Origin of the sequence: Luteitalea sp., from assembly GCF_022842525.1 — a bacterium.
Lineage (GTDB): Bacteria > Acidobacteriota > Vicinamibacteria > Vicinamibacterales > Vicinamibacteraceae > Luteitalea.
Genome location: NZ_JALHPM010000028.1, coordinates 17023 through 35181, shown reverse-complemented (window position 1 = coordinate 35181; position 18159 = coordinate 17023). Strand labels below are relative to the sequence as shown.

Below are 18159 nucleotides of genomic sequence, written 5' to 3'. Positions count from 1 at the left end.
CCCAGCGGCACCTGTGAACGCTCCTGATCCGTTCGTCGGTCGCAGCGAGATGGCCGCGCGGATGCGAGACTTCGACTGGTCGCGCACCCCGATCGGCCCCGTCGTGTCCTGGCCGCAGAGCCTGCGGTCGGCCCTGAGCATCTGCACGGGGTCGGCGCTCCCCATCGCCATCTACTGGGGCCCCTCGCTCATCCTGCTGTACAACGACGCCTGGAGTCCCATCGCGGGCACCAAGCACCCGTGGGCGCTCGGCCGTCCCGCGGCTGAGGTCTGGCCCGAGCTGTGGAGCGACATCGGTCCGCGCTTCGCGCACGTCCTCCGGACCGGTGACCCCACGTACCTCGAGGACGCGCTGTTGCCGATGCATCGGCACGGCTACACCGAGGAGTGCTACTTCAACTACACCTTCACCGGCATCCGCGGCGAAGGCGGCCGCGTGGACGGCATCTTCAATGCCGTGATCGAGACGACCTACCGCGTCGTCAGCGAGCGGCGCACGCGCCTGCTGCAGCGGCTCGGCGAGGAGACCGGCCAGGTCCGGACGCCTGCGGCCGCGTGCGCGTCGGCGGCGCACGTGCTCACGTCGGATGGCGACGACGCGCCCTTCTGCCTGGTCTACCTCGATGCCGGTGGCGGCACCGCACACCTGGTGGCGGCCGCGGGCCTGGCGGACGGCAGTCCGCTCGCCCCGGCGATCATGGCGCTCGACGACGCCACGACGTGGCCGATCGGTCAGGCCCTCACGGGCGGACAGGTGGTGCACGTCGGGAATCTGTCGACGCGATTCGGCGCCGTCACGGTGGGCCACCCCTGGCCCGAGGCCGTGCAGGACGCGCTGCTGGCGCCACTGCGGACGGGCAGCGTCGAGGGGGAGGCCGGCGTCCTGGTCATCGGGGCGAGTCCCCGCCGTGCGGTGGACGAGGAGTATCGCCAGTTCGCAGCGCGTGCCGCCGCGATCCTGTCGTCGACGCTGGCCTCGGCGACGGCGTACCAGACCGAGCGCAGTCGTGCCGAGTCCCTGGTGGCCATCGACCGGGCCAAGACGGTGTTCTTCTCCAACGTCAGCCACGAGTTCCGCACGCCGCTGACCCTCATGCTCGGGCCGACCGAGGATGCCCTGGCCTCGATCTCGGGCGCCCTCACCGGCGAGGACCTGCTGACCGTCCATCGCAACCAGCTCCGGCTGCTCAAGCTCGTCAACGCCCTGCTCGACTTCTCGCGCCTCGAGTCGGGCCGCATGCAGGCGGCCTACGCGCGCACCGACCTGGGCCAGTACACCTCGGACCTCGCGAGCGCCTTCCGGTCGGCGTTCGAGCGGGCCGGCCTCGGCTACGACGTGCACTGCGCGCCGATCGAGGGCGACGTGTACGTCGATCGTGACATGTGGGAGAAGATCGTCTTCAACCTCCTGTCCAACGCTCTCAAGTTCACCTTCGAGGGCAGGATCACGGTGCGGCTCGACGACAGCGGCGACCACGTCGCGCTGACCGTCGCGGACACCGGGGTCGGCATCGCGGAGGTCGACCTGCCGCTGCTGTTCGAGCGCTTCCGTCGCGTCGAAGGGGTGCGGGCGCGCACGCACGAGGGGTCGGGCATCGGACTGGCGCTGGTGCAGGAGCTGGCGCGGCTGCACGGCGGCGACTGCACCGTGGCAAGCGCCCCCGGGCACGGCACGCGGGTCATCGCGACGGTGCGCAAGGGGCGCATGCACCTGCCGCAGGACGCCGTACGCGCGGATGTCGGGCCTCGTGCCCCCGCCGGCCCGAACGCCCATGTCATCGAGGCCCTGCGCTGGATTCCGGATGCGGACGGAGACACGGCCCCCACGTTCGACAGCGGCCCCGCCTCATCGCTCGGCGACGACCTGACGACGGCGCCCGGGCGGGTGCTGGTGGCCGACGACAACGCCGACATGCGTGACTACCTGGCGCGGTTGCTCGGCCGCTACTGGACCGTCGAGACGGTGGTCGATGGCCAGCGCGCCCTCGAGGCCATCGCACGCGTCAGGCCCGACCTCGTGCTGACCGACGTGATGATGCCCGGGGTCGACGGCTTCGGACTCCTGCGCGCCCTGCGATCGGACCCCGCCACCTGCGCCATCCCCGTCGTCGTGCTCTCGGCGCGCGCCGGCGAGGAGGCACGCATCGAAGGCATCGAGTCCGGCGCGGACGACTATGTCGTCAAGCCGTTTTCGAGCCGTGAGCTGGTGGCGCGGGTCAACGCGCAGATGGCGCTGGCACGGGCCGCCCGTGAGCGCGCCGACCTGCTGGCGCGCGAGCAGGCGGCCCGCCGTGAGGCCGAACTCCAGAAGACCCATCTCTACTCGCTGTTCATGCAGGCGCCGGTGGCCATCGCCGTGCTGCGCGGGCGGTCCTACCGCATCGAGCTCGCCAACGGGCTCGCGTGTGCCATCTGGCGCCGTGGGCACGAAGAGGTGATCGGACGACCACTGTTCGACGCGCTGCCGGAACTGCGCGAGGGGCGCTGGCAGACGCTGCTCGACGAGGTGTACGCGTCGGGGCATCCGCACGTGGGCAACGAGGTGCCGGCGCGCTTCAGGACGGCCAGCGGCCGCGACGACGACCTGACGTACCTCAACTTCGTCTACACCCCGCTCCTGACGGCCGACGGCGAGGTCGACGGCATGCTGGTGATCGCGACCGACGTCACGAGCCAGGTCGTCGCCCGCGAGGAGATGCGTCGGCTGCGCGAGGCCGCCGAGAGTGCCTCGCGCGCCAAGGACGAGTTCCTCGCGATGCTCGGGCACGAACTGCGCAATCCGCTGGCCCCCATCCGGACCGCGCTCGATCTGATGCGCCTGCGCGGGGTGGACGCGGCGCTGCGTGAACGACAGATCATCGAGCGGCAGGTGGCGCATCTGGTGGCGCTGGTGGACGACCTGCTCGACGTCTCCCGCATCACCCGCGGCAAGCTGCACCTGCGGCGCGTCGTCGTCGAGACCTCGGCCATCGTGGCCAGAGGCATCGAGATGTCCAGCCCGCTGCTCGACCAGCATCAGCACGAACTGACCGTCGACGTGCCGCGCGATGGCCTGCCGGTCCTTGGCGATCTGGAGCGATTGGCGCAGGTCGTGGCCAACCTGCTCACCAATGCCGCCAAGTACACCGAGCCGGGCGGGCGCATCCATGTCGAGGCCCACCACCGCGGCGACGAGATCGTCCTCGCCGTCCGTGACAGCGGCGTCGGCATCGATGCCGACATGCTACCGACGATCTTCGACCTGTTCGTGCAGGAACGTCAGTCGCTGGCGCGATCGCAGGGCGGGCTGGGCCTCGGGCTGACGATCGTGCGCAGCCTGGTGCAGCTGCACGGGGGGCACGTCGTGGCGAGGAGCGCGGGGCGGGGCCAGGGCGCCGAGTTCGTCGTGACACTGCCGCACGCGTCCGACGACGTGGCCACGGCGGTCGTCGCCGAGGGGCCGGCGGGGGACGCGGTGCCGTCGTCGGGGCTGCGGGTGCTGGTGGTGGACGACAACGTCGACGCGGCCGGGTTGCTGGCCGAGTGGCTGTCGGCGGTGGGGCACGAGACCGTCGCCGTCCACGACGGCCCGTCCGCGATTGCCGCGGCTGAGGCCGTACCGCCGGACGTGGCGTTGCTGGACCTCGGCCTGCCAGTGATGGACGGGTACGAGCTGGCCCGTCGTTTCTCGGAACACCCGCGCCTGCGCGACGTGCGCCTCTTCGCCGTGACCGGCTACGGGCAGGACACCGACCGGGCGCGATCGCTCGCGTCCGGATTCGCCGAGCATCTCGTCAAGCCGATCGACGTCGATCGGCTGGTGGCGCTGCTGGAGCAGGGGAGTCAGGCGTGAGGCCCGTCCCCCCCGGCTCCGACCGCCCTACTCGCCGACGACGGGAATGGGCGTCGTGAGCGCCGCGAGCACTTCCGTGTAGAGGTACTTCGCGCCTTCGACACCGTCGTGCGGGCCCTGCTCGTACTCGAGGGCGAACGTGCCGCGGTACCCGGAGGCGAGCATGATCCGCACCGAGCGCTGCACGTTGTTGCGATCGCCCCACCGGTCCCAGAACTTCGCGTGCACGTTGGTGTGCGCGTAGGGGGCCAGGGCCTTGAGGCCGTTCACGAGGTGGTACTCGTGCTCCCAGTTGCCGAAGTCGGGTGAGGCCTCGCAGTAGGGGTGATTGACCTCGTCGATGATCGTGCGGATGTTCATCGGGTCGGCCGCCAGCCCCCAGTGGTTCTCGATGGTCACCTTGATGCCCATCTTGCCGCCGAAGTCCGCCATCTCCCGGTGCGACTCGATGGCGGCCTCCAGCAGCGGAATGAGGTCGATGTTGCGCGGGTAGCCGTCGCCGGGGCCACGCGGCACCGCGTTGGGCCGGATGCTCGGCCCGAGGGCCTGCGGCGAGTTCATCCGCATCGACTTGACGCCGAGGACGCGGCAGCCCTCCAGCCAGCGCTTGGCGAGATCGACCCCGGCGCGACGCCGCGCGTCGGCCTCGGGCGAGCCATAGTCGGCCAGCCCCGACGGCGCGTTGTTGGAGATGTGCTGGACGTAGGTGCCCGTCTTGACGCAGGTGTTGGCCAGCTCGTCGAGCCACTGGCGTCCGGCCGGGCTCATCGGGTCGAAGCCGCCCGGACGGCCGTTGGCCCCGGCCGGGAAGAACATCGCGTCGTTGGTCACGTCGCCGAAGAAGCCCGAGAACAGGTCCATCCGCGTCACGCCGGGGAACGTGTCCTTCGTGAACTGCGGGAAGTCGAGCATCGTCAGCTCGCCGTACTTCTTCTTCATCTCCGCCGCGTTGGGCAGGCTCGCTCTGGCAGCCGTGGCCGCGCGCGCCACCGAGAGGGCCTTGGCCGCGTTCGGGTTGGCCTCGATCTCGGCCTGGGCCGCCTGGGCCGCCTGCTCGCGGCTCTGTGGCGCGGCACCCGCCGGTGCGCCGGCGGGCCGCGGTGGCATCGCGCGCTGCTTGAACAGCGGGCGAATCGGCCACGAGTTGCTGGCGATGCGCTCGAGCGCCGCCTTCTGCGCCGCCTCCTGAGCTCGTGCCGCGTCCTGGGTGGACAGCACCACGGCCCCTGCCGCTGCCCCGGCCGTCGCCTTGAAGAAGTCTCGCCGTCCTACGCCGCTGTCGTTGCCCTGTCCGTGTGCCACGTGTGTCGTCCTCGTCACTGGGAACTGCCCGGTCGGCCTCACCCCGCGCCGATTGTCTCGCGCGGGGGCGAAAGTCGCGCCCGCCGCTGGCGCGCGCCTGCCCCTCAACTACGCCGCTGAAGGGCCAACTGTATCGCGTCCGGGACATCGGCGACGGCTTTCGCCTCATGTTCCATCGAGCTCTGCCGAGTGGCCACTGGCGCCCGTCCCCCGCACCGATGCGCTGCCACGACACGCGACGACTCACGCCGATCAGGCCGGATTTCCCGGGGAGAACCACAGACGCCACAAATGCGATTGCCACGCCCAGTCTCGATGCCAGCAGCCTCGCGGAGGCCGGGGAACTCATGACCAGCCGCCTCGCCGACCTCGAAGCCCGGCTGATGGCGCTGGATCGCAGCCAGGCCGTCATCGAGTTCGAGCCGGACGGGACCATCGTGTCCGCCAACGACAACTTCCTCGCGGCGATGGGCTACGCGCTCCCGGACGTGCAGGGCAAGCATCACCGGATGTTCGTGGACGCGGCCGAGGTACGGTCCGACGCGTACCGCCGGTTCTGGGACGCCCTGGCCGCCGGCCAGTTCCAGGCCGCCGAGTACAAGCGCTTCGGCAAGGGCGGCCGGGAGATCTGGATCCAGGCCTCCTACAACCCGATCCTCGACATGAACGGACGGCCATTCAAGGTCGTGAAGTTCGCCTCCGACATCACCGCGCGCATCGAACAGGGCCAGCGCCTCGCCACGCTGCTCGCCGAGATCGACCGCAACGCGCAGGTGCTGTCGTCCTCATCGGGGCAACTGAGCAGCATCAGCGAGGTGATGGGCGCCAACGCCGAGCAGACGTCGGCGCAGGCCGGCGTCGTCGCGGCGGCCGCCGAGCAGGTCAGCCGCAACGTCCAGACGGTGGCCACGGGCACCGAGGAGATGGGCGCGAGCATCCGCGAGATCGCCAAGAACGCCAACGACGCGGCGCGCGTGGCGACCCAGGCGGTCAAGGTCACCGAGACCACCAGCGTCTCGATTCACAAGCTGGGTGAGAGCAGCGTCGAGATCGGCAAGGTCAACGACATCTCCGCGACCATCGCCAGTGCCGTCGAGGAACAGACCGCGACGACCAACGAGATCGGGCGCAACGTCGTCGAGGCCGCGCGGGGCAGCGAGGAGATCGCGCGCAACATCACCGGCGTGGCGCAGGCCGCTCACAGCACGACGAGCGGCGCGCACGAGGCCCGCGAGGCTGCCGTCGGGCTGTCGGGCATGGCCGCGGACCTGACCGCCCTCGTGTCAGGCTACCGGGCCTAGTGGATCACCAGGGGGCGCCCAGCCTGGCGCGCCCCCTGTCCCTCCTGGCCGACGCCTATCGGCGTCGGCGCCGTGCGCTCACCACACCCATGAGCCCGAGCGCGACGAGCCCCACGGTGGTGGGCTCCGGCACGGGCGTGCGGTCGACGACCGTCGCCGACAGCGTCGCGCGGCCCTCCAGCATCGACTGATTCTCGAAGACCAGCGTGTACAGGATGGTCAGCACATCGACACTGCCGACGGCGGCACCCGCCGCGAACTGGTACGTGCCGATGCGGTAGCTCGTCGGGCCCGGATCGGGGAAGCCGACGACGAAGGCATCGAAGTCGACCGACGAGGCGTCGAAGTCGCCGACCGTGACGTCGTCCTGATTGACGGTCAGGTCAGCCAGGTACGCCGTGACGCCGCTGTCGTTGGCCACGGTGATGAAGACGTCGCGCGAGGATCCCGCCGGCCCCTGCAGCGGGTCAGGCGAGAAGGTGATGATGGCCGCGTCGGCCGCGGCCACGGGCAGCAGGATGGCGCACAGGGCGGTGGCCAGCGCCACCACGAATCGGGTCTTGAAGGTCACGTCTGCTCCGGAATCGAAGGAAAGGGTTCTGTTACCTGGTCACGCTCTGCGTGCCCGAGAACTTCAGCGACCGGCCGTCCGCATTGGCATAGGTGCCGGACTCGACGAGGGCGAAGCGCGTCACGCTCGCCGGCACGGTGAAGGTCAGGGTGGTGGTGGCCGCCTGGCCCGGCCCGAGGACCGGTGCCACCGGCAGCGGCAGCGCCGAGGTCAGGACGATGGCCCCCGCGCCCGTGACGGCTCTCGCGGTCACCTTGCCGATGGCGAGATCGAAGAGGTTGCCAGTGCCGGCATTGCGGAGGCGCAGCGTCACGGTGACGGAAGTGCCCGACGTGGTCACCCCGGCGACGCTGACCTGCACGGCCGGGGTGCCGGCCGCGAAGCCGACGACCATGCCGTCGTGGTCGGACAGGCGCGCCGGCGTGGTGTCGTCGCCGCGCAGCGACTCGGGCTGGTCGACGTTGCTGCGCGAGAAGGTGACGCGGCTGACGAGCCGGCTCAGGTTCTGTGTGATGAGGCCGTGGTCCAGCACCTGGGCACTGCCCTCGAAGACGTACGAGTAGCGCTGCGTCGGCGGCACCCAGGTCACGAGATTGATCAGGTCGGGCGTCACCAGATCGGCCGTCGGCAGGACCACCGTGTCGGCGGCCGCCGGCGTGCCCGCGATGGTCCCGATCACATCGACATACCCGTCACTGAATTCGAACGCATTGAAGTCGCCGACGAGCAGGAGGCGCTCGGTCGGCGCCGCCAGCTGCCGCGCCTGGATCCAGCCGGCCAGCCACTCGGCCTGCGCCTTCCGCTTGGCGCGCACCCGGCCACCCGCCGTGCCCGTGCCCGAGGGCGTCGGGTCGTCGATGCCGTTGAGGGACCGCAGATGGTTGGCCACCACCGTGATCGGGAACGGCGCGCCTCCGGCCGGCGTCACCACCGCCTCGAGGACCAGCGGCGGACGATCGTTGAGCAGGGCGTCCAGGCCGGTGTTCGGATCCACGTAGGTGTCGGCGGCGCCGATCTGGGTCACGCTGGCCACCTGCGTGGTCATCGTCTTGACCAGGAAGCCGACGTCGATGCCGCCGACGTCGTTGCCCTCGACGAGGAAGGCGGTGTAGCCCGGGTTGACGCCACCCGCGTTCACGGTGTCGTCGTTGATGCGCGCCGCGAGCGCCTGGAGGGCATCGAGGTTCTCGATCTCGACCGTCGCCAGGATGTCCGGCGAACGGAGGACCTCGCGCACGGTCAGCGAGGCCTTCGAGAGACGCCGGGCCAACGCCGCGGCGGTCAGGACCACGTCGCTCACGCCAGGGGCGTTCACCGTGTCGAAGAACCGCTCGAAGTTCAGCGACCCCACCGTGACCTCCCCCGCACTCGGCGTCGGCACGGTCGTCAGTCCCAGGCCCGCCGTCGCCATCACCCCTGCCGCCCGGTTGAGAATCGTCCAGGTGCCCGCGACCGAGTCGAGGGGGCCGGCGACACCCGTGACGACGGCGCCGGTGGCGACGTTGAGGGCCACCCCGCCGACGAGGGCGTCGGTGTCGACGGCGATGCGCTCCGGATTGGTGTCGAACCGGGGGATGTTGGCCGGTGCGCCGACGGGCAGCGGCGCGTACACGGCCAGGCCCGGTTCGCGGAAGGGCCGCGCCTTGCCCGTGATCACGGCCGTGAAGAGTCCGTTGCTGGTGGAGGTGGCGTTGGCTTCGGAGATGTTCCCGCCGGTCGGTGCGACCACCGTCAGCGAGGGGACGGTGACGAGCATGCCCTCGAAGCGCTCCGGCCCCGTGAAGGTCATCACGTCGGACGGCGACAGGGACACTGGCGTCGGCAAGGGCTGTGCGGCTGCCAGCAGCGTCACCGTCGGCGACACGATCTCCGTGACCGTGGGCGTGCCCGGTGCCGCGGTGCTGGACACGAACTCGGTCACGGTGCCCGTCACGAGCACGAGGTTGCCGTCGGCGACGGCCGCCGGGACGGTGTTTCCCGTGAACACCAGCAGCCCTTCGGACGACGAGGGATCGCCGTCGTCGTCGGCGGCCGGGGACTGGATGAAGAAGGCGTTGGTCCTCACCCCCGTCACGATGCCGCGCGTCGTCACGGTCTGCCCAGCCAGGGGCGAGACGGTGCCCGTGCCCTGAATCTGGTTGATCTGGGTGATCAGGACGTCGTCGTTGCTGATCGTGCCCACGCCCTGGCCATCGCTGACGATGGCGCCGACGACGTCGGTGACGTTGACGAAGAAGGTCTCGGTGGGCTCGGGTGACGCATCGCCGATCACGTCGACGGCGAAGGAGTAGGTCGACTCGCCGGCCGCGATGGCCTGCCCGACGAGTGCGCGGGCGACATAGTCACCGCTGGCGGTCGTGGCGGTGTTGTCGGCCGTCGCGATGTCGAAGGTCACCCCACCAGGGCCAGCCGGAGAGGCCAGGCTGACGGTGAAGGTGAACACCGACGTTCCGGCATTGCCCTCGGCCTGCGTCACATCGGTGATGGCGAGGCCGGGCTGGATCGGGCCCGACGGATTCGGCGTCAGCGAGAAGTCGTCGACGGCGAGGCCGTCGTCGGCACCGCTGGCGTTGAAGTCCGTCCACCGGATCCAGAACGTCGCGCCGGCCGGAATGTCGAGACCGGTGATGGTCGAGCCGATCAGGGCGCGGGTGCCGGGGGCGTTGCCGTCCCTGGCGCCGACGGCCCCGGTATCCAACGTGGTGAAGTCGAGGGCGTCGACGTCGGTCCAGGTGCCACTGTTCAGCGAGGAGGCGCTGACGCTGTACTGGAAGTCGAGCCGATCGGTGCGCGCCGTCGTCCCGAGGCGCCACTGCTCCCCCGTGTAGGCGACGGTGATCGCGGTGATGGTGACGCCGGTGTCGTTGGTGAAGGCCGCGCCGAAGAGCGGCACGAGGGCGCCACTCTGCAGGCCGCCCAGGGCGCGCTCGGAGGCCCCCGCCGCGCCGAAGCTGTAGGTGTCGCCCGCGTTACCGCTGCCAGTGCCGGCGGTGTACACCCCGTTGGCGTTCGTCCCCGACTCGAGCAACGCCCAGCCCGGCGGCACCACGCTGCTCGTCGCCGAGCTCGCGAGGGTGTCGAAGGTCTGGGTGTAGGGCACACCCGGAGCCGTCAGCGAGGCCGTCTGGGCGGCGGCGGTGCCGCCGAGCAGGAGCGCGGGCAGCAGCGCCGTGAACAGGCGCGCCAGTGGGGCGCGCGCGAGAGAGAGCAGGCTGGGGACTCGCCGCATCGGTGAAGTACTCCTTGACAGGCCTTCGGGAGTGGCCGGCGCACGTCCATGTGCACCGCGCCGGTCGCGTCATCGCAGGTGATGGGCCACGAGGTGTCGTTATGCCACGAGCGGCCGGGCTTGACCAGCACGCACGCGAACGACGATGGGGCGCGGCACACCTGCGCGCCACTGTCGCCCCGGCGTGCGACGGGGGCGCGACGACGGTCTGGACCTGCCGTGAAATTGCCGCGAGTGCGTCACGGAATTGCCACGACTGGCTCGTCTAAGCCTCCAGTACCCGCCATGACGGACCATCTTCCGCCCTCATTCCTCAGTCATCCCTCCAGCGCCCCGGCGGCCGACACGGTCCCGGCTGCCGAGGCGCCGCCTCCCGCGGGCACGGGAAAGAAGAAGAACAAGGTGCGGTCCGCGTGGATTGGATTCGCGGGGCGGGTGGTCGCCCAACTGGTGGGCGCGGCCGCCACCGTCATGCTCGGCTACACGGTCGTCAGTCACACGGCGAAATCGGCGGTGGCTGCGGCCCAGGCCACCGCGCCGACACCGCCGCTCGACCGCACGGCGGCGGTGGCGCGGGCCACGGCCGGTCTGGCCGCCGCCAGTGACCCGGCGCGGCATTTCGGGCCCACACTGGTCGTGCTGCCGTTTGCCGACTACTCGCCGGCCGACACGTCCACCCGCCTGGCCGACGGCGTGACTGAGGCGGTGACCGCGGCCCTGGCCCGCAGTGGGCGCGTGTCCGTCATCTCGCGGACCTCGGCGCGGCAGTATCGCGAGTCCACACGCCCGCTGCCCGTGATTGCCGCCGAACTGGGCGTGGATGTCGTGGTGGAGGGCTCGCTGGTGCGCCACGGCGATCGCGTGCGCGTGACCGTGCAGCTGATCGATGCGGCCACCGACGCCCACCTCTGGGCGCAGACCTACGACCGCACGGCGCGCGACGTGCTGGACTTCGAGGCCGACATCAGCGCCGCCATCGACGCCGACCTGGCCGGCGTGCTGCCGCGTCGACTGCAGTCGACGCCAGCCGAGGCCCCGAGTCGCGCGGCCTTCTGAGCGCGGCGCGCGGACCTCAGCGGTCCACGCGGCGGACCGTCTCGATCCACAACGAGGACGGTCGGGCCTGGCAGGCGCCCACGAGGCGGCTGGCGAAGGCCGTGACGGTGCGCACCGTATAGGGCGGCGTCTCGCGATGCGCGTGCGCCAGGCCCTGCGTGTAGCCGAAGGCGAACAGCATCTGGGCCTTCAAGGCCTCGCGATCGGTCCACAGCAGCTTGATGTCGTCGAGGCGCATGCCGCGCTCGATGTTCCAGAACGCGACTCGCATCGACGGCCCGAGACGCCGGTCCACCGGTCGGTGCGGCCGCGCGCCGCGATACCACGCTTCGTTGCTGATGAACGGCGTGGTCGTCAGGCGCGTGAGCCTGGCCTGCAGGGCGGCCGGCAGCGGCTCCGGTCGACTGAGGGTGACCAACTCGTCGAACGAGAGCAGATCGGGGATCTGCAGCCGGACGTAGTCACCGCGATAGGGTTGCGGGCGAGGTGTGGCCTGGGCGCGCACGGGCACGTCTCTCGCAGCACCCGGGCGCCCGCCTATCCGAATCGTGCCACGGGGGCCAGCGCTCGGGGGGACTGGTCGGTCAGTCGCGGAAGCCGTAGTGGTCGATGAGCGTCTCGATGCGACTCCGGTGGCCGAGGTCGAGTGCGGTGACCCTGAAGGCCGTGTCCACGAAGTCGTGATTGACGTCGCGAGCGCTCCGCAGGCTCTCGGCGGCGAACTCGATGCGCTCCTTGCCGGGCGCGGACCCCGACAGCGGCAGTTCCATGCCCAGACGGAACGCGCGCCCGACGTCGAGGGGGCGCGTGCTCATCACGAGGATGCCCTCCGTGGTGAGGTCCACCAGGTGGCCCAGGTCCTCGCCCGTGTCCAGGTCGAACACGCGCAGGTAGTAGATGAGGGTCCGTCGTGTCAGGCGTCGTCGTTCCTGCATGGGGCCTCCCGTTGGGAGGGCTGGCTCGCCGAGCCGGCCGCCGGAGCGGTCCAACCGCTCCAGCGGCATCATAGCTCGACCGTCGAACTACTCCGGGGTCGTGGCGGGCGTTGCGGCCCTGACGGCGGCGGAGACGGCGGCGGCCGCACCGGACGTCGGCACGCCGTGCAGCGTGACCTTGCTGGCCGTCCGCGTGGCGCCATCGGCGGTGTACTTCACCTTCACCTGCTGGCCGAGCGCGCTGGCGAGGTCGGTCGCGGCCAGCGTCTTCTTGCCGTCCTTCACCTCGGCCTCCGGCGCGAGCGTGTAGATCTGATCGCTGGCGCCCTGACGGACGGCGACGGTCCGGGCCGCCGTGTCGACCTTGACGATGACGCCACCGGCCCAGAGCTCGGTGGGCAGGGGCTGGGCGGCGGCCGTGGTGGCGAGGGCGACGAGGCTGGCGAGCGAGAGGATGAAGGTACGCATCGGTATGGGACTCCTGCCGCGCCCTTGGGAGAAAACGCCGGCGCAGCGGTGGCGTTCTGAGGGAGAGGACGCCACCCGCCGGCGCACCGTTCCACCGCCATGACACGGCGGATGTCTTGTCATCGTGGCGCCACGAAGTTGCAAGATCCGCGCGTGGATCCGGCCTCCGCGCCATGGAACTGCCACACCTTGACGACCGACGCCCCGCGCCAGCCCGGGTGTATCATTCGCGCCATGCCCCTGCTCGACGTGCGCAGGGTCGCGACGATGGCCGCACTCGCGGGCCTCGTGGCGACCGGTGGCCTCCGGCTGACTGCACAGGCGCCGCTCGTGGCTGCAGGCGGCGCGGTGCGCGTGGCGGGGCACCACGCGTTCGTGCAGCAGTACTGCCTCGACTGCCACGACGACGACTCGAAGAAGGCGGACCTGTCGCTCGAGGCGATCGCGACCGGTGACGTCGCCGCGCATGTCGTCGAATGGGAGAAGGTCGTCAGGAGGCTCCGCACGCGACAGATGCCGCCGATCGACGAGCCGCGTCCGGACGAGGCCACCTACGACGCGGTGATTACCGCCCTCGAGACGTCGCTCGATCGCGCCGCGGCCGCGCGGCCCAATCCAGGGCGCACGGCGTCGATCCGCAGGCTGACGCGCACCGAGTACCGCAACGCCATTCGCGACCTGCTCGCGCTCGACGTCGACGTCGCCACGCTGCTCCCGCCTGACGAGTCGAGCTACGGCTTCGACAACGTCACGGTCGGCGAGCTCTCGCCGACGTTGCTGGAGCGGTACATGTCGGCCGCGGAGAAGATCAGCCGGCTCGCGCTCGGCCGGCCCAGTCGCGTACCCGGCGGCGACACGTTCAGGGTGGCGCCGGACCTGACGCAGGAGGAGCACGTCGAGGGCCTGCCCATCGGCACCCGCGGGGGCACGATCGTGCCGTACACATTTCCGCAGGACGGCGAATACGACGTGCGGGTCCGGCTGCGCCGCGACCGCGACGAGAAGATCGAGGGCCTCACCGAGCCGCACCAACTCGAGGTGCTGGTGGATCGACAACGCGTGCATCTGTTCGAGGTGGCGCCGCTTCGCCCAGCCGGACCCGGCGAGCCAGCACGCGAGGCCGATGCGCACCTGACGATTCGAGTGCCTGTCCGCGCCGGACCGCACCAACTCGGCGTGACCTTCGTGAAGAAGCCGTCGGACCTGATCGAAACCCCGCGGCAGCCCTACCAGGCCCACTTCAACTCCTACCGGCACCCGCGGGTGCAGCCCGCCATCTACTCGGTGTCGATCGTCGGGCCCCATGGCGCATCGTCGGCGGGGGAGGCGCCCAGCCGGCGCCGGATCCTCGTCTCGCGCCCGGCTACCCCGGCGCAGGAAGACGCCGCCGCCACGCGCATCGTGTCCGCACTGGCGCGCCGGGCGTACCGGCGTCCCGTGACTGACGCCGACCTGCGCGGACCGCTGCGCCTCTATCGCACCGCGCGAGCGGACGGCGACTTCGAGGCCGGCATCGAGATGGCGTTGGCCGGTGTGCTCGTGAGCCCCGAGTTCCTGTTTCGTGTGGAAACCGATCCACCAGGCATGCCCGCTGGCACGCCCTATCGCGTCAGTGATCTCGCGCTGGCCTCCCGTCTGTCGTTCTTCCTCTGGAGCAGCATTCCAGACGATGCCCTGCTCGACGCGGCGATCGCGGGCCGGCTCCGCGAGCCGGCCGTGCTGGAACGGCAGGTGCGGCGCATGCTGGCCGACGATCGCTCGCGCGCGCTGGTCACCAACTTCGCCGCGCAGTGGCTGCACCTGCGCAATCTCGAGGCGATCACGCCGGACATGCGGCTGTTCCCGGACTTCGACGACAACCTGCGTCAGTCGTTCCGCCAGGAGACCGAGCGCTTCGTCGAGAGCGTGCTGCGCGAGGATCGCAGCGCACTCGACCTGTTACGCGCCGATTACACGTTTCTCGACGAGCGGCTGGCGAAACACTACGGCATTCCCCACGTCTATGGCTCGCGCTTCCGTCGTGTGCCGCTGGCAGGCGACAGCTGGCGCGGCGGACTGCTGCGCCAGGGCAGCGTGCTGACGGTGACGTCGTATGCGACGAGAACCTCGCCCGTGCTGCGCGGCAAGTGGGTGCTCGACAACATCCTTGGCATCCCCCCGGCGCCGCCACCACCCGACGTGCCGACGCTCGAGGACAACACCGTGGATGGCAGCCTCTCGGTGCGGGCGCGCCTCGCCGAGCATCGGCGCAACAAGGCGTGCGCGCGCTGCCACGACACGATCGACCCCGTGGGCCTGTCGCTCGAGAAGTTCGACGCCGTTGGCCGTCGTCGTCGGCTGGAGGACGGCGTGGCCATCGATGCGGCCGGCGGCCTGCCAGACGGCAGCCGGTTCGACGACGTCGGCGGGCTCGAAGCCGCGTTGCTTCGTCGGCCGGAGCTGTTCGTCGCGACCTTCACCGAGAAGCTCCTGACATATGCGTCGGGACGAGGCATCGAGCCCTTCGATGCCCCCGCGGTGCGCGCCATCGTCCGTGACGCGCGGGCGACCGACTACCCCATGTCGTCCATCGTGCTGGGAGTGGTCAGGAGCCAGCCGTTCCAGATGAGGATGTCACGATGATCATCACGAGGAAGGCCATCCCGCGCCGCATGTTCCTGCGCGGCATCGGCGCAGGTGTGTCGCTGCCGCTGCTCGACGCCATGGTGCCGGCCATGACCGCACTGGCCAGGACGCCCGCGCGCCCTGTGCGCCGGCTCGGCTTCGTGTACATGCCGATGGGCTGCGATCTCCCGCGGTGGACGCCCTCGGCCGAGGGGCGCATCACCGAGTTGTCGCCGACGCTCCGGTCGCTCGCGCCGGTCGCCGACCAGCTCACGATCCTGTCGAACCTCGAGTTGAAGAACGCCTATCCGGGGACGCACGCAACCTCCAACGCCGCCTTCCTGAGCGCGGCGAAGGCCAGGTGGACCGAGAGCACGGACTACTACCTCGGCACGACGATCGACCAGGTGGCCGCCGCGCAGATGGGCCGCAACACGCTGCTGCCGTCGCTGGAGATGTCGATGGACCTGCTCCAGACGGTGGGGCAGTGCGACAACGGCTACGCCTGCGTGTATCAGAACAACCTGTCGTGGTCGTCGCCGACGACGCCGCTGCCGGCCGAGGCGCATCCTCGCCTCGTGTTCGAGCGCCTGTTCGGTGAAGGTGGCAGCTCCGCTGACCGCCAGGCCGCGCTGCGGCGGCGGGCGAGTCTGCTCGACGCCGTGCGCGACGACATCACGCGCCTCCAGACGTCGCTCGGGCCGGAGGATCGCGCGCGACTCGATCAGTATCTCGACACCGTCCGCGAGGTGGAGCGTCGCATCCAGAAGGCCGAGGCCCAGACGAAGGACGCGCCGCTGCCCGACCTGGATCGCCCCGCAGGCGTGCCAGCCTCCTATGCCGACCACGCGCGCCTGATGTTCGACCTGCAGGTGCTGGCCATGCAGGGCGATGTCACGCGCGTCATCACGTTCCAGCTGGCGCGCGAGACGAGCAACCGCTCGTACAACGAAATCGGTGTCTCCGATCCACACCACCCGCTCACGCACCACGGCAACGACCCGGACAAGGTGGCGCGGATGGCGAAGATCAACGCCTTCCACGTGTCGCTGTTCGCGTACTTCCTCGAGAAGCTGCAGGCCACGCCCGAGGGCGACGGCACGCTGCTCGATCAATCGCTGTACCTCTACGGCAGCGGCATGGGCGACCCCAACATCCACAATCACGTCGACCTGCCAATCCTGGTCGCTGGGGGAGGGGCGGGGCCCGTGAAGGGCGCGCGCCACCTCCGGTATGCCGAGCCGACGCCGCTGGCCAACCTGCATCTCACGCTGCTCGAGCGCGCCGGGGTGCGCCTCGATGCGTTTGCCGACAGCCGCGGGCGGATCGACGAACTGCTCTCGCTGTGAGGACGTCATGACCCGCATCAGGCGCCTCGGACTCTCGACGGCAGTGTGGCTGCTGGCGTTGGCAGGCCCGGCCGTGGCCGCAGTCGATGCGCCGCTGGCCGATGCCGCGGAACGCGCGGCGTGGCCGCAGGTCCGCGCGCTGATGACGCGGCGTGTGGACGTCAACACGCCGCAGGTCGATGGCATGACGGCGCTGCACTGGGCCACGTATCACGATGACCAGCGCGTCACCGTCGAGTTGGTGCGAGCCGGCGCCAACGTCACCGCCGCCAATCGCTATGGCGTGACGCCGCTCTCGCTGGCCTGCACCAACGGCAACGCTGCGATCGTCGAGGTCCTGCTGAAGGCCGGCGCGGACGTCAACGCGAGCCTGCCCGGCGGTGAGACGGCCTTGATGACGGCGGCGCGAACCGGGTCGCTTTCCACGGTCACGCTGCTGTTGTCGCGCGGAGCGCTGGTGGGCGCCCGGGACGACCGGCGCGGTCAGACGGCGCTCATGTGGGCCGCCGCCGAAGGCCATGCGGCGGTGGTGACGGCGCTCGTGGACGCGGGCGCAGACGTCACGGCACACGTGCCGTCCGGATTCACGCCGCTGCTGTTCGCGGTGCGAGAGGGACGCCTCGACGTCGCGCGCGTGCTGCTGAAGGCCGGGGCCGACGTCAACGAGGCGATTCCAGCCGACGGTCCTGGACCGCGCCGGCGTGGGTACGGTGGCGGCGTCCCGCCCGCGGGCACCACGCCGCTGCTGATGGCCGTCAGGAACGCGCACTTCGAGCTGGCGGCTGCGCTGCTGGACGCCGGCGCCAACCCGAATGCGGACGGCACGGGATACACGGCGCTGCATGCCATCAGCGTGGTTCGCAAGCCAGGCGTCGGCGACAACGACCCTGCCCCCGAAGGATCCGGCACGCTGACCAGCCTCGACCTCGTGAAGGCCCTCGTGGAGCGCGGCGCCAACGTCAACGCGCGCATGACCCGCCGGGTGAACCTGAACAACACGCGCGTCAACGAGCGCGGGGCGACGCCGTTCTTCCTGGCCGCGCTCACCGCTGACGCCGCGCTGATGAAGTTGCTGGCCAGCCTGGGTGCCGACCCGCACCTGACCAACGTGGACGACAGCACGCCGCTGATGGTGGCCGCCGGCCTGGCTACGCGATCGCCCGGCGAGGATGCCGGCACGGAAGCCGAGGTCCTCGAGGCCATGCAGGTGGCGCTCGACCTCGGCGCCGACATCAACGCGGTGGACAAGAACGGCGAGACGGCGATGCACGGCGCGGCGTACAAGAACCTTCCCGGGGCCGTCCATTTCCTCGTCGGCAAGGGCGCCCGGATCGACGTGTGGAACCGGCCGGACAAGTTCGACTGGACGCCCCTGGCCATTGCCGCGGGGTACCGGTTCGGCAACTTCAAGCCCTCCCCCGAAACCGAGGCCGCCATCCGCCAGGTGATGATCGCCGCCGGCGTCTCGCCGCCCGCCGTCATCGTCGCCAAGACGCAGCAGATTTACTGAAC

12 protein-coding genes are annotated in these 18159 nt (G+C 70.6%); 6 read left to right on the top strand and 6 right to left on the bottom strand.

Annotated elements, in window-relative coordinates; all coding sequences use genetic code 11:
• Nucleotides 1-13 precede the first annotated feature (13 nt).
• A complete protein-coding gene (locus Q0C41_RS08175; RefSeq protein ID WP_291982683.1) occupies nucleotides 14-3832 on the top strand; it encodes an ATP-binding protein in 3819 nt (1272 codons plus the stop codon).
• A gap of 27 nt (nucleotides 3833-3859) precedes the next feature.
• Here the strand turns inward: Q0C41_RS08175 and Q0C41_RS08170 are convergent, their stop codons facing one another.
• On the bottom strand, nucleotides 3860-5134 hold the full coding sequence (locus Q0C41_RS08170; protein ID WP_291982681.1) for a TIM barrel protein: 1275 nt from the start codon (nucleotides 5132-5134) through the stop codon (nucleotides 3860-3862).
• Nucleotides 5135-5352: 218 nt separating this feature from the next.
• Here Q0C41_RS08170 and Q0C41_RS08165 point away from each other — a divergent pair, with 218 nt between their 5' ends.
• On the top strand, nucleotides 5353-6435 hold the full coding sequence (locus tag Q0C41_RS08165) for a PAS domain-containing methyl-accepting chemotaxis protein (protein ID WP_291982678.1): 1083 nt from the start codon (nucleotides 5353-5355) through the stop codon (nucleotides 6433-6435).
• Between the two features lie 55 nt (nucleotides 6436-6490).
• On the opposite strand, the gene Q0C41_RS08160 is transcribed toward Q0C41_RS08165, so the two are convergent.
• Together Q0C41_RS08160 and Q0C41_RS08155 are read right to left on the bottom strand one after the other, a co-directional pair.
• Nucleotides 6491-7006, bottom strand: a complete 516-nt coding sequence (locus Q0C41_RS08160) for a PEP-CTERM sorting domain-containing protein (protein ID WP_291982676.1) — start codon at nucleotides 7004-7006, stop codon at nucleotides 6491-6493.
• A 31-nt stretch (nucleotides 7007-7037) separates the two neighbouring features.
• A complete protein-coding gene (locus tag Q0C41_RS08155; RefSeq protein WP_291982674.1) occupies nucleotides 7038-10235 on the bottom strand; it encodes a hypothetical protein in 3198 nt (1065 codons plus the stop codon).
• 285 nt (nucleotides 10236-10520) lie between these two features.
• Here Q0C41_RS08155 and Q0C41_RS08150 point away from each other — a divergent pair, with 285 nt between their 5' ends.
• Nucleotides 10521-11291 carry a hypothetical protein gene (locus Q0C41_RS08150; RefSeq protein ID WP_291982672.1) on the top strand — a complete coding sequence of 257 codons (771 nt, stop codon included), beginning with the start codon at nucleotides 10521-10523 and terminating at the stop codon, nucleotides 11289-11291.
• A 16-nt stretch (nucleotides 11292-11307) separates the two neighbouring features.
• Here Q0C41_RS08150 and Q0C41_RS08145 read toward each other — a convergent pair whose 3' ends face one another.
• The 3 genes from Q0C41_RS08145 to Q0C41_RS08135 form a co-directional block, all read right to left on the bottom strand.
• Nucleotides 11308-11796 (bottom strand): hypothetical protein, encoded by a 489-nt coding sequence (locus Q0C41_RS08145; protein WP_291982670.1) that lies wholly within the window; start codon nucleotides 11794-11796, stop codon nucleotides 11308-11310.
• Nucleotides 11797-11875: 79 nt separating this feature from the next.
• Complete coding sequence (locus Q0C41_RS08140; protein ID WP_291982668.1) at nucleotides 11876-12226, bottom strand: hypothetical protein; 351 nt, start codon at nucleotides 12224-12226, stop codon at nucleotides 11876-11878.
• Between the two features lie 87 nt (nucleotides 12227-12313).
• Entirely contained in the window at nucleotides 12314-12694 is a 381-nt protein-coding gene (locus tag Q0C41_RS08135; protein ID WP_291982667.1) for a hypothetical protein, read from the bottom strand.
• 99 nt (nucleotides 12695-12793) lie between these two features.
• Between Q0C41_RS08135 and Q0C41_RS08130 the strand changes: the two genes are divergently transcribed.
• From Q0C41_RS08130 to Q0C41_RS08120, 3 genes are read left to right on the top strand one after another with little or no spacing between them, the layout of a single operon-like run.
• A complete protein-coding gene (locus Q0C41_RS08130) occupies nucleotides 12794-15316 on the top strand; it encodes a DUF1592 domain-containing protein (RefSeq protein WP_291982665.1) in 2523 nt (840 codons plus the stop codon).
• Nucleotides 15313-16647 (top strand): DUF1552 domain-containing protein, encoded by a 1335-nt coding sequence (locus Q0C41_RS08125; RefSeq protein WP_291982663.1) that lies wholly within the window; start codon nucleotides 15313-15315, stop codon nucleotides 16645-16647. The genes Q0C41_RS08130 and Q0C41_RS08125 overlap by 4 nt, the downstream gene beginning before the upstream one ends.
• A gap of 7 nt (nucleotides 16648-16654) precedes the next feature.
• On the top strand, nucleotides 16655-18157 hold the full coding sequence (locus Q0C41_RS08120) for an ankyrin repeat domain-containing protein (protein ID WP_291982661.1): 1503 nt from the start codon (nucleotides 16655-16657) through the stop codon (nucleotides 18155-18157).
• Nucleotides 18158-18159: the final 2 nt, after the last annotated feature.